Annotated in this window: 12 protein-coding genes; 5 read left to right on the top strand and 7 right to left on the bottom strand. The window is 66.5% G+C overall.

Annotated features, from left to right (window positions below):
- Positions 1–137: 137 nt before the first annotated feature.
- Positions 138–3,230, bottom strand: coding sequence for a bifunctional proline dehydrogenase/L-glutamate gamma-semialdehyde dehydrogenase PutA (putA, locus tag AE618_RS15060; RefSeq protein ID WP_054209896.1), 3,093 nt, complete (start codon positions 3,228–3,230; stop codon positions 138–140).
- Positions 3,231–3,333: 103 nt separating this feature from the next.
- Here putA and AE618_RS15055 point away from each other — a divergent pair, with 103 nt between their 5' ends.
- The 4 genes from AE618_RS15055 to AE618_RS15040 all read left to right on the top strand — a co-directional run bounded on the left by AE618_RS15055 (position 3,334) and on the right by AE618_RS15040 (position 6,778).
- Positions 3,334–3,816 carry an Lrp/AsnC ligand binding domain-containing protein gene (locus AE618_RS15055; RefSeq protein WP_054209895.1) on the top strand — a complete coding sequence of 161 codons (483 nt, stop codon included), beginning with the start codon at positions 3,334–3,336 and terminating at the stop codon, positions 3,814–3,816.
- A gap of 169 nt (positions 3,817–3,985) precedes the next feature.
- Positions 3,986–5,041: an ABC transporter substrate-binding protein gene (locus AE618_RS15050; RefSeq protein ID WP_054210087.1), complete on the top strand. Its 1,056-nt coding sequence runs from the start codon at positions 3,986–3,988 to the stop codon at positions 5,039–5,041.
- Positions 5,042–5,222: 181 nt separating this feature from the next.
- Positions 5,223–6,011: an ABC transporter ATP-binding protein gene (locus AE618_RS15045; protein WP_054209894.1), complete on the top strand. Its 789-nt coding sequence runs from the start codon at positions 5,223–5,225 to the stop codon at positions 6,009–6,011.
- Positions 6,008–6,778, top strand: a complete 771-nt coding sequence (locus AE618_RS15040) for an ABC transporter permease (protein ID WP_054209893.1) — start codon at positions 6,008–6,010, stop codon at positions 6,776–6,778. The genes AE618_RS15045 and AE618_RS15040 overlap by 4 nt, the downstream gene beginning before the upstream one ends.
- A 19-nt stretch (positions 6,779–6,797) precedes the next feature.
- On the opposite strand, the gene AE618_RS15035 is transcribed toward AE618_RS15040, so the two are convergent.
- The gene (locus AE618_RS15035; RefSeq protein WP_054209892.1) at positions 6,798–7,412 is read right to left on the bottom strand and encodes a DnaJ domain-containing protein; all 615 of its coding nucleotides are present in this window, start codon (positions 7,410–7,412) and stop codon (positions 6,798–6,800) included.
- 129 nt (positions 7,413–7,541) lie between these two features.
- Here AE618_RS15035 and AE618_RS15030 point away from each other — a divergent pair, with 129 nt between their 5' ends.
- Positions 7,542–7,814, top strand: a complete 273-nt coding sequence (locus tag AE618_RS15030) for a BolA family protein (RefSeq protein ID WP_054209891.1) — start codon at positions 7,542–7,544, stop codon at positions 7,812–7,814.
- A 14-nt stretch (positions 7,815–7,828) separates the two neighbouring features.
- On the opposite strand, the gene AE618_RS15025 is transcribed toward AE618_RS15030, so the two are convergent.
- The 5 genes from AE618_RS15025 to AE618_RS15005 all read right to left on the bottom strand — a co-directional run bounded on the left by AE618_RS15025 (position 7,829) and on the right by AE618_RS15005 (position 11,967).
- A complete protein-coding gene (locus AE618_RS15025) occupies positions 7,829–8,227 on the bottom strand; it encodes a type II toxin-antitoxin system VapC family toxin (protein WP_054209890.1) in 399 nt (132 codons plus the stop codon).
- Positions 8,228–8,458 carry an AbrB/MazE/SpoVT family DNA-binding domain-containing protein gene (locus AE618_RS15020; protein WP_054209889.1) on the bottom strand — a complete coding sequence of 77 codons (231 nt, stop codon included), beginning with the start codon at positions 8,456–8,458 and terminating at the stop codon, positions 8,228–8,230.
- 72 nt (positions 8,459–8,530) lie between these two features.
- A complete protein-coding gene (locus AE618_RS15015) occupies positions 8,531–9,724 on the bottom strand; it encodes an MFS transporter (protein ID WP_054209888.1) in 1,194 nt (397 codons plus the stop codon).
- A 39-nt stretch (positions 9,725–9,763) separates the two neighbouring features.
- Positions 9,764–10,933: an acetyl-CoA acetyltransferase gene (locus AE618_RS15010; protein WP_054209887.1), complete on the bottom strand. Its 1,170-nt coding sequence runs from the start codon at positions 10,931–10,933 to the stop codon at positions 9,764–9,766.
- Between the two features lie 131 nt (positions 10,934–11,064).
- On the bottom strand, positions 11,065–11,967 hold the full coding sequence (locus tag AE618_RS15005) for a DMT family transporter (RefSeq protein WP_054209886.1): 903 nt from the start codon (positions 11,965–11,967) through the stop codon (positions 11,065–11,067).
- Positions 11,968–12,079: the final 112 nt, after the last annotated feature.

The raw sequence follows: 12,079 nt of genomic DNA, 5'->3' as shown, positions 1-12,079 counted from the left end.
GGAGAAGGTGTCTGCGAAGCAGACGGATGAGGGAAGGGTCGCGCAAGCGGCCTTTTTTTATTTGTGCCGAGGCTCTTCCCTCATCCGTCAGCGCTACGCGCTGCCACCTTCTCCCCCGGAGGGGAGAAGGACGGATCTCACTCCCCCATCGCGATCAGGCTGGCATTGCCGCCGGCCGCGGCCGTGTTGATCGTCACCGTCTGCTCGGTGGCGAAGCGCATCAGGTAGTTCGGCCCGCCGGCCTTGGGGCCGGTGCCGGAGAGGCCGTGGCCGCCGAAGGGTTGGACGCCGACCACCGCGCCGATGATGTTGCGGTTGACGTAGATATTGCCGGTCGAGAGCCCGCGCGTGACCTGCTCGACCGTGGTCTCGATGCGCGAGTGGATGCCGAGCGTCAGGCCGTAGCCGGTCGCCTCGATGTCGTGGATGACCTTGTCCAGCTGGCCGGATGTCCAGCGCACGACATGCAGGATCGGGCCGAAATGCTCACTGGCCAGCTCCCCGATGCTGTTCAGCGAAATCACATGCGGTGCGACGAAGGTACCGCCGAGCGCCGGTGTCTCGCCAGCCCATGTCAGGCGACCGAGCTTGCGCATCGCCTCGACATGGCCGTCGAGCCGCTGCTTGGCGGCAGCATCGATGACCGGGCCGATATGGGTGTCGATCGCGCGCGGGTCGCCGAGCTTCAACTCCTTGGCGGCGCCGGTGATCATCTCCAGCATCTTGTCGGCGACGTCGTCCTGGACCACGAGCAGACGCAGCGCCGAGCAGCGCTGCCCGGCGGAGCGGAAGGCCGACATCACGACATCGTCGGCAACCTGTTCGGCGAGAGCGGTGGCATCGACGATCATGGCGTTGAGGCCGCCGGTCTCGGCGATCAGCGGGACGATCGGGCCGTCCTTGGCCGCAAGCGTGCGGTTGATGGCGCGGGCGGTTGTGGTCGAGCCGGTGAAGGCGACGCCAGCGACGTCCTTGTGGGCGACCAGGGCCGCGCCGAGCGCGCCGTCTCCGGGCACGAGATGCAGGGCCGAGGCCGGGACGCCGGCTTCGTGCAGCAAGCGGATGGTCTCGGCCGCGATCAGCGGGGTCTGCGGCGCCGGCTTGGCGACGACGCTGTTGCCGGTGACGAGTGCGGCCGCGATCTGGCCGGTGAAGATCGCGAGCGGGAAGTTCCAGGGCGCGATGCACAGGAACGGGCCGCGCCCGCGCAGGACGAGGCGGTTGTCCTCGCCAGTCGGGCCGGGAAGGGCGGTCGGCGTCGCGAATTTCGCCTCGGCCTCGGCAGCATAGTAGCGGCAGAAATCGACCGCCTCGCGCACCTCCGAGATGGCGTCGTCGAGCGTCTTGCCCGCCTCGGCCTGAAGCAAAGCGAGCAGCAGGCCACGGCGCGTCTCCATCAGCTCGGCAGCCTTGCGTAGCGCGGCGGCGCGGGTGCGGGCCGGCGTCGCATTCCAGCCGGCAAAACCCGCCTTCGCCGCCTTCATTGCGGCCTCGGCCAGGGCGGCATCGCCCTCGCGGACGCGGCCGATGACCTTGTTGTCGATCGGAGAGCGGACGTCGCGTGCCGTGCCGCCCATCGCCTCGCCGTCGATGATCGGGCCGCCTTCCGGGAAGGGCTTGGCGGAGGCAGCCTTGATCTCCGCGAGCAGCGCGTCGAGGCTTTCGGCATGGCCGAGTTCGACACCGGCCGAGTTTTTCCGGGAGGGGCCGAAGAGATCGGCTGGCAGCGGAATGCGGCGATGGCGCGCGGCCCCGGCATTGCCGATGATGTCTGCGGGCGGCACGAGCAATTGCGCGACGGGCACATCCGGATCGCCGGAGACGCTGACGAAGGAGGAGTTGGCGCCGTTTTCAAGGAGCCGGCGCACGAGATAGGCGAGCAGGTCCTGATGGCCGCCGACCGGCGCATAGGTGCGGCAGGCGAAGCCGCCCTCGTCTGCCAGCAGCTTCTCGTAGAGCGCCTCGCCCATGCCATGCAGGCGCTGGAACTCGAAGCCCTCGGAACCGCCCGCCATCTCTGCGACCGTCGCAACGGTCTGGGCGTTATGGGTGGCGAATTGCGGGATGATGCGCGGGCGCAGGGCCAGCAGCTGCGCGGCGCAGGCCTCGTAGTTCAGGTCGGTCATCGCCTTGCGGGTGAAGACCGGGTAGTCGGGCAGGCCCCGTTCCTGGGCGCGCTTCAGTTCTGTGTCCCAATAGGCGCCCTTGACGAGGCGGACCATCATGCGCCGATCATACCTCTCAGCCAGCGAGCCGATATGGGCGATCACCGCCGAGGCGCGCTTCTGATAGGCCTGGATCGCCAGACCGAAGCCGTCCCAATCCGCCAGGGAGGGATCGGCGACGACAGCGTCGATGACGTCGAGCGAGAGCTCGAGCCGGTCCGCCTCCTCGGCATCGACGGTGAAGTTGAGATCGTAGCCCTTGGCCTGCTGCGCCAGCTTGATCACCTTCGGCGTCAATTCGGCCAGCACGCGCTCATGGTTGGTCGCGTCATAGCGCGGATGCAGCGCCGAGAGCTTCACCGAGATGCCGGGCCGGTTCGGCAGCGGCTCGTTGCCAGCCGAACGACCGATGGCGTCGATGGCGGCCGTGTAGGAGGCGAAATAGCGGTCGGCATCGGCTTGCGTGCGGGCGCCTTCGCCCAGCATGTCGAAGGAGTAACGGTAGAGCTTGCCGCTCTTGGAGCCAGCGCGCTTCAGCGCCTCTTGAATCGTCTGGCCGAGGACGAAATGGTTGCCCATGACGCGCATCGCCTGCCGCGTCGCGGTGCGCACGGTCGGCACGCCCAGGCGCTTGGCGAGGCCGCCGATGATGCTGGTGGGCGTCTCGCCCGGCTGGATGACCCGGGCGGTGATGCCGAGCGCCCAGGCGGAGGCCGAGACGAGGAAGGCATCGGATTTCGATTCGTGATGGGCGAAGTCGCCCTGGCCGAGCTTGTCCTCGATCAGCCGGTCGGCGGTGGCGGCGTCGGGTACGCGCAGAAGCGCTTCGGCCAGCACCATCAGGGCCAGGCCCTCGCGGGTCGAGAGCGAGTATTCCCGCAGCAATTCCTCGATGCCGCCCAGCCCGACCTTGCGGGTGCGGATCGCCTCGATCAGCCCGGTCGCGCGGGCATCGATCCGCGCCTTGGCCGCTGGTTCGCGGCGGGCGCCTGCCAGAAGCTGTGCGGCGATCTCGCCGTCATCCTGCGCAAAGGGGGCGCGAAAAGGCGGAAGAGGGGTGGCCATGATGCAGCTCCGAACCGGTTAAACGGATGATCTGAAGCATCGTGCGGTATCGGCGTCATATCAATTGGCTGTTTTGGCTCCATGGCTGTATATTATCCCGCTCATGGAGTTTGTTCCGGAGATTTATCCAGTGCTTGATCGAACCGACCGCCGCATCCTGTCGCTGATCCAGGCAGACGGCCGGATCGCCGGTGTCGAGCTGGCCGAGAAGGTTGGCCTGTCGCCGACGGCGGTGGGCGAAAGGCTCAAGCGCCTGACGCGCGAGGGTTACATCACCGGCTACCGCGCGACGCTCGATCCGCTCAAGCTCGGGCTCAACCTGCTCGTCTTCGTCGAGGTCTATCTCGACAAGACGACGCCGGACGCCTTCGAGCGCTTCGCTGCGGCGGTGAAGCGGGCGCCGGAGGTGCTGGAGTGTCATATGGTGGCGGGCGGGTTCGATTATCTGGTCAAGACCCGCGTCGCCGACATGAACGCCTATCGCCGCTTCCTCGGCGAGGTATTGCTGGCCCTGCCGGCCGTGCGCGAGACGCGGACCTACGCCGTGATGGAGGAGGTCAAGACAGACGGAGCACTGCCGCTGTAGGGCGTTGTTGCCGATCTTTTGTGCGTTCGCCGCTTTCAGGTGCCGCTTTCAACTTGACCTGCCGTGACGTTGCTCCAGTCTTGAAAGGTGAGGCCGCCCGGCATGGCGTTTGCTGGGCCTCGTGCGCTTTTTCGAGATTTCCGTCCCGCCCGTCCGTCCGGAGCCCATGATGTCCAGCGTATCATCCCTCGTCGCGTTCCTGTCCCGGCGCGCTGTTCTGAGCGCGGTGGCCGCGACGGCTCTTGCCGCCGGCCTGTGCGGCGCGCAGCCGGCGCAGGCGCAGACACCGGTGCGCTTCACGCTCGACTGGCGCTTCGAGGGGCCGGCCGCGCTGTTCCTGATGGCGATCGAGAAGGGCTATTTCAAAGCCGAGGGCCTCGACGTCACCATCGACACCGGCAACGGCTCGCGCGAGGCGATCCCGCGCGTCGCGTCGGGCACCTATGATGCCGGCTTCGGCGACGTGAATTCGCTGATCCGTTTCCGCGACGAGAATCCGACGATCGATCTCAAGGCCGTGATGATGGTCTATGACAAGCCGCCCTTTTCGATCGTCGGCAGAAAGAGCCGCGGCGTGACGGCGGATGTGAAGAGCCTGGAGGGCAAGAAGTTCGGGGCACCTGCGGCCGATGCCGCCTTCGCGCAATGGCCGATCTTCAAGACGGTCAACAAGCTCGACGACAGCAAGATCCGGCTGGAGAATGTCGGGTTTCCGGTGCGCGAGCCGATGCTGGCGTCGGGCGAGGTCGATGCCGTGTTCGGCTTCGCCAACTCGTCCTACATCAACCTGAAGTCGCGCGGCGTGCCGGTGGACGACATCGTGGTGATGCTGATGTCGGATTATGGCGTCGAGCTCTATGGCAACGTCGTGATGGTCTCGCCGAAATTCGCAGCCGAGAAGCCCGAGGCCGTGCGCGGCCTGCTGCGGGCGATCACCAAGAGCGTCAAGGACACCGTTGCCAATCCCGAACTCGGCGCGCAGCTCGTGATCAAGCGAAACGATGTCGCGAAGGTCGAGGTCGAACTGGAGCGGCTCAAGATGACGCTCGAGCAGAACGTGATGACGTCCTGGGTCAAGGCGAACGGCTTCGGCGGCATCGACAAGGCGCGCTGGGACCGGGCGCTGGATCAGATCGGCCTGACCTTCACCTTCAAGGACAAGGCGAAGGCGGGTGCAGCCTTCACCGACGCATTCCTGCCGGCCTCGGCCGAGCGGGTGTTCTGAGTTTCCGCAAGACCGACCCTCAACGGTCATCCCGGACAAGCCGCGTCAGCGGCGCCGATCCGGGATCCATGCCTGACCGTTCCGGCATGGATCCCAGGTCTCTGCGGAGTTCATCCTTGGGCCGATCGACGATCGGACCCGAGGGCTCCGCCTGGGGTGACGGCGCTTGGAAAGAGCCCGCTTGACCGCTTTCGTCGAACTTCACGATGTCACCCATGTCTATGGTGGGGGCGATGGCCCTCCGGCCGTCGAAGGGCTGTCGCTGAAGATCCGAGAGGGCGAGTTCGCCGCGATCGTCGGCCCGTCGGGCTGCGGCAAATCGACGATGATGAAGCTCGCCACCGGGTTGCAGCGGCCGAAATCGGGCACGGTCATCGTCGCCGGCAGCGAGGTGACCGCGCCGATCAAGATCACCGGCATGGCGTTCCAGAACCCGGTGATGCTGCCCTGGCGCACCACGCTGCAGAACCTGCTGCTGCCGCTCGAGATCGTGCAGCCGCACCGCTCGCGGCTGCGCGCCAACAAAGCCGAGTATGTCGCGCGGGCCGAGGGGTTGCTGGAGACGGTCGGCCTCAAGGGGATGGGCTCGAAATTTCCCTGGCAGCTTTCGGGCGGCATGCAGCAGCGGGCCTCGCTCTGCCGCTCGCTGATCCACGAGCCGAAGCTTCTGATGCTGGACGAGCCGTTCGGCGCGCTCGACGCCTTCACGCGCGAGGAACTCTGGTGCGTGATCCGCGACCTGCATGCGCAGCGCGGCGTCACCGTGATCCTCGTGACACACGACCTGCGCGAGGCTGTGTTCCTGGCCGACCGGGTGTTCTGCATGTCGGCGCGGCCGGGCCGGATCATCGCCGAGCGCGAGATCGGCTTTGCCAGACCGCGCGATCTCGACATCACCTATACGCCGGAATTCGCCGGTATCGTCCACGAATTGCGCGGCCATATCCGCGAGGCGAGGGCGGTGGCATGACCCGCTCGAACTGGCTCCGCCTCGCGCCTTACCTCTTCACGCTCGGCTTCTTCGCGCTCTGGGAGATCGCCTGCCGTGCCCTCTCGATCTCGTCCTTCATTCTGCCGCCGCCCTCGGCGATCTGGGGCGCGCTCGTGCAGTACCAGAAGCCGCTCTACACCAACGCCTTCCATACGCTCTGGATGACCTCGCTGGGCTTCGCGCTGTCGATCCTGTTCGGGCTGGCGCTGGGGCTTCTCGTCGGCTCGTCGAAGCTGATCTATGCGGGGCTGAACCCGCTGCTGGTCGGGTTCAACTCGATCCCGAAGGTCGCGGTCGTGCCGATCCTGGTGATCTGGTTCGGCGTCGGCTGGCTGCCGCCGGTGCTGACCGCCTTCGTGATCTCGTTCTTCCCGATCGTGGTCAATGTGGCGACGGGGCTGGCGACGATCGAGCCGGAGACCGAAGACGTGCTGAAGGCGCTCGGCGCCAGCCGCATGGACATCATGACCAAGGTCGGGATTCCGCGCTCGCTGCCCTATCTGTTCGGGGCGCTGAAGGTCTCGATCACGTTGGCTTATGTCGGCTCCGTGATCGGCGAGCAGAACGCGTCCAATCTCGGGCTCGGCAACCTGATCACCCGCGCCTCGGCCGATTTCAACGTGCCGCTGATCTTCGCGGCGCTGCTGGTGCTGGCCGTGCTCGGCGTCTTCCTGGTCGCGATCGTCGATGTCGTTGAAAACCGGATGACCGGCTGGGCCAAGCGCTCGCAGCTTGGCAACAGTTGAGAGCTTGGAGCGGGCCGGCTCAGACCATGCCGGTGCTTTTGAGCTGCTGGTAGGCTTTCAGGATTTCCTGGAGCGTGCCCTCGCGCGACCGGTCGCCGCCATTGGCATCGGGATGGAAGCGCTTCACCAGTTCCTTGTAGCGGGCCTTGATCGCGACGGAATCGGCGTTCTCGTCGAGACCGAGCGCCTCCAGCGCCTTGCGGGCGACGATGCCGACGCGCGGCTCGGGCTGTGCCGCCTGCTGGGTGCGCCTGCTGCCGAAGATGTTGAAGGCGTCCTGGACGTCCTCCTGCTCGCCGTTGGTGGTACGGTTGCGCTGTGCCATGCGCGCGGCCTTGGAGTTGACGCCGAGCTTCCAGGTCGGCCGGTGGCCGATCGCCGCGTCCTTGGCGTATTCGGCCAGCGCTTCGTCGTTCATGCCGGCGAAATAGTTGTAGGTCGCGTTGTAGGCCTTCACATGCTCCATGCAGAACAGGAAGAACTTGCCCTCGCGCCCGCGCCCCTGAGGCGCGCGGAATTCGCCGGGCCGCTTGCAACCGGGATGGTCGCAATGCGGCGCGCCGGAATCCTTGACCTCTTCCGCCACGGAAGGGCCGATCCTGATGCGGTCGAACAGACGCGAGTTGAAGTTCATGATCGAATGGTTATGAGACGCGGGATCGAAACCGGCAAGTGCGATGCAGCATGCATGCGCCTGCGCGGCGGGTAGAGGCCGGGCGAAGCACGGCCTGACGAACGGATCGGTGAGAACGGTGGCGCGATCATGACCGGAATGGCTGAACGGATCACCAACAAGCTGGAACGGGCACTTTCGCCTCAACGGCTGACCGTCATCGACGAATCGCACCAGCATCAGGGCCATGGCGGCTGGCGCGAGGGCGGCGAGACCCATTTCAGGGTCGATATCGTGTCCGAGGCCTTCGTCGGCAAGAGCCGCCTCGACCGTCACCGACTCGTCAACGCGGCGCTGGCGCAGGAACTGGCGGATCGGGTTCACGCGCTGGCGATCGTGGCGCGCGCGCCGGGCGAAGGCTAGCGCCGGTCGCCCGTTCAGGGCGCGATCAGTTGTAGGGTCGGGAAATAGGCGCAATAGCGTTTGGTGTCGCGCGTGAGGAGCGGAACCTGCGTGACTGCCGCGTGAGCGCCAATGAAGAAATCGGACAAAACTCCCGTACGCGTCCCCCCTGACAACCGGTAGCGGCGATACGCTTTGCCTGCGAGAAACAGTGCGGCGCGTGGTGTTGGCGTCAGCACGATTCCCATTTGAACAAGCAGTGCATCGATATCGTCGGGCGCAGGGAAGTTCACGGAGAGCTCCGCATAGACGATATCATTGACGACGAGCGGGCCGATGAGTGCCAAACGGTCAAGCTGTGCGCCAGACCAGCCTGCCCAGCGCGGATCGTTCGTGAAAAGATCCAGCAGGATGTTGGTGTCGACCAGGGTCACCTAGTCGTCGCCACGCAGCATCGTCATGATCTCGTCGGTGCTCGGGCTTGGAGCCAGAATTCCACGCCACTTGTCGAACGGATTGTTGGTTGGGGCACCCACCTTCTCCAGGACGATGCGCCCGTCCGCGTCCATCCTGAATTCGACGGCATTTCCGGGCTCGATGCTCAGACGATCGCGGACGGCCTTGGGGATCGTGACCTGGCCCTTGCTGGTGACTGTGGTCGCCATCGTACCCTCCGTATTACCGACGCTGCCGAAGGTAATACGGGAGGCTGAGGCCGACAAGCGGGCGGATCGCTGCTATGGCTTCGGCCGCTCCGGCGTGAAAGCATAGACCGCTGCCGAGACCAACAACAGGCCTGCGAAGATCCAATGCAGATGGGCGAAGGTCGCCGCCGCGTCGAGGCCGGCGGCGCGCTGGCCCGCGATGAACCAGCCGGAGCCCGACTGCGCCAGCGCGGCCCCGGAAATGAAGAGGAAGTTCACGGCGGTCATGCCGCGCCCAAGCAGATGCGCCGGGAAGAACAGTCGCGCATGCGCCATCAGGATGGCATAGGTGAAGCCGGCCGCGCCTATCACGGCGAAGAGCAGGGTCGCCATGGCCGCCGAGGAGGCGCCGAAGCTTGCGAGCAGCGCGAAGGTTGCGGCCGTGCCGATCGTTCCCCACAGCACCAAAGGCTTGACCCGCCCGAGCCATTTCTCCAGCCCGCCATAGATGAAGGCACCCGCCACCATGGTCAGCGCCATGGCGGTCGCGGCATTGCCGGCGGCAACCGCGTCGAAGCCATGCACATCGGCCATGAACGGCGCGACCCAGAGGCCGCGCGCGGTCGCCAGGATTGCGTAGCCGGTGAGCGTGATCGGCGCGAGCAGCCAGAGCGGGCGCAGCTTGAGTATGCTGGCGAGGCCGGCGACCAGTCCCTCGGCCTTGCCCGACGCGCTCTCTGCCCGTGGCGGATCGCGGATCAGAAGCCCCGCCAGAGCCGTCGCGACCATGAAGCAGGCCGCCATCGCCAGCATGGAGGGGCGCCAGCCATAGCGCGCGGCGGCGATGGCGAGCGGCGCGGCCCCGACCAGGTTTCCGAGAGAGCCCAGCCCGATGAAGACCGAGGTCAGGAAGGCGAATCGTGCAGGCGCGGCCGTGCGGGCGAAGAGGAACAGGCTCGCCATGAAGATCGGCGCGCAGCCGACCCCGATCAGCGCCATCGCCAGCGTGCCGGTCAAGGCTCCCGTCGCGTTGGCGAACAGGAAGGCGCCGGCACTGCCGATCGTCATCGTGGCCGTGACGGTGCGGCGCGGGCCGAGCCGGTCGAGCGCCCAGCCGATCGGGAACTGCGACACGGCGAAGGTGCTGAACCAGGCGGCGCCCAGCAAACCGAACTCGCGTGGGCCGATCGCGAGATCCGTCATCACCGGACCGGCGATGACACTGAGGAACGAGCGGTAGAAGATCGACAGGAAATAGGCCGGCAGCAGCGCCAGGAAGATGAGCACAGGCGGATCAGTCGATTGTCTGGCGGGATGGCGAGCGGATCACTTGATCCGCTCGAGCACCGAGACGTAGTTGGCCACCGCCGAACCGCCCATGTTGAAGATGCCTCCGAGGCGGGCGTCCGCGAGCTGCATGCCCTCCGGCGCCTCGCCGACGAGTTGCATGGCGCTGAGCACATGCATCGAGACGCCGGTGGCGCCGATCGGGTGGCCCTTGGCCTTGAGGCCGCCGGAGACGTTGACCGGCAGCTTGCCGTCCTTCTGGGTCCAGCCTTCCTGTATGGCGCGCGCGCCGTCGCCTTCCTTCGTCAGGCCCATCGCCTCGTATTCGAGCAGCTCGGCGATGGTGAAGCAGTCATGCGTCTCGACGAAGGAGAGATCCTCCAGCGTCACGCCAGCTGCGCTGAGGGCCTTCTGCCAGGCCAGCGCGCCGCCTTCGAACTTCAGGATGTCGCGCTTTGAGACCGGCAGGAAATCCTGGACATGGGCCATGCCGCGGAAGCCGACGGCGCGGCGCATGGTCAGCGCGGTCTCCTCGTCGGCGAGGACGATCGCGGCGGCGCCGTCGGAGACCAGCGAGCAGTCGGTGCGCTTCAGCGGCCCTGCCACATAAGGGTTCTTTTCGCTCTCCTCGCGGCAGAAGGCGTAGCCGAGATCCTTGCGCATCTGGGCGTAAGGATTGTCGACGCCGTTCTTGTGGTTCTTGGCCGCGATCATCGCCAGCGCGTCGGACTGGTCGCCATGGCGCTGGAAATAGGCGGCCGCAATGCCGCCGAAAACGCCGGCGAAGCCGCCCTGCGTGGCGCCTTCCTCGGGAAGATAGGAGGCCTTGAGCAGGTTCTTGCCGATCTCGGGGCCGGGCGTCCTCGTCATCTGCTCGACGCCGACCACGAGCACGATCTTGGCCGCACCCGCCTTGATCGCGCGCACGCCCTGCTGGACGGCGGCCGAGCCGGTGGCGCAGGCGTTCTCGACGCGGGTCGCGGGCTTGAAGCGCAGGGCCGGATCGGCCTGAAGCACGAGCGAGGCGGTGAAGTCCTGGGCGGAGAAGCCGGCGTTGAAATGGCCGAGCACGATCTCGTCGACCTGGTCGGCGGTGATCCCGGCATCGACCAGCGCGTCCGTCGTGACCCGGACGATCAGGCTCTCGATCGTCTCCGCATCCTGCTTGCCGAACGGCGTATGGGCCCAACCGACGATTGCAGCGCTCATGGCGTTTTCTCCGATACCGACATTATGCGGCTTTATCGTCTTAAGTGCGCTTGCCGGCCGCGCCTCGCAAGCAGGCAGTCATGCATTCCGGTCGTGCACGGAACGGGGGACCATGATGCGGACCGCAAGGCTTACAGCGCGGTCAGCAGCAGCAGGCCGACGCCGCCGACGATGAGGGCCATGCCGAGCATCTCGCGCCAGCTGGTATCCTCGGAAAAGATGCGGCGCGAGGCGATCTGCGCCAGCGGCACCTCGATCAGTGCCAGCGTGCGGACATTGGCCGCGCTCGTCAGCGAAAAGCCGATGAACCAGCATTGCGAGGCGGCTGCGCCGAGGAAGCCTGCCGAGAGCGATTTGCGCCAGTTGCGCAGGCTCAGGACCAGCGCCTGCCGGTTGGCGATCAGCATGTAGAGGGTCAGGATCAGCGTCTGCAGGAACAGGCCCAGTGCCAGGATGGTGGTCGCGCGGAGGAAGAAGCCACCCTCCGGCAGGGCCTGGATGCCGCCGCGATAGCCGATGGCCGAAAACGCGAAGAAGGCGCCCGCGCCGACACCGAGCACAGCCGGGCCAAGGCCCGCGCGGCTGAGCTTCTCGCCGGGCTTCCAGGACACCATGACGACGCCGATGGTGGCGAGCACGATGGCCGCGAATTTCGCGAGCGTCAGCGCGTCGCCCAGCAGCAGCGCGCCGAAGATGGCGACCTGGACGGGCTCGGTCTTGGTATAGGCGGTGGCAACCGCGAAGGAGCGATCGCGCATCGCCGCCAGCATCAGCGCCGTCGCCGCGATCTGGGTGAGCGCGCCCCACAGCGTATAGGAGAAGGTCCTGGCGCCGATCTCCGGCGGCAGGCGGCCGGCAACCAGGCAGACGATGACGAGAAAGATCAGCGCGAAGGGCAGTCCGAACAGGAAGCGCACCTGCGTCGCGCCGACGACGCCGATGATCTGGGTCAGCGAGCGCTGGGTGAGGTTGCGCGCCGTCTGCAGCAGCGAGGCCGCGATCGTCGCGGGAATCCAAAGGAGGGCGAGGCTCACGCGGCGAATCCGGTTTGTGCAGGCGGCATCGGGCTTGTGAACCCTTGCCCGCGACTAGGCAAATCGCTCCGCTAGGGGTAGGTATGCGTCCATGGGCGGGCCACGTTTTTCC

This window comes from Allobosea vaviloviae, assembly GCF_001298265.1.
In the GTDB taxonomy this organism is placed as follows: domain Bacteria; phylum Pseudomonadota; class Alphaproteobacteria; order Rhizobiales; family Beijerinckiaceae; genus Allobosea; species Allobosea vaviloviae_B.
Note: the sequence above shows the minus strand (reverse complement) of the source record. Positions and strands in the feature narration are given on the sequence as shown.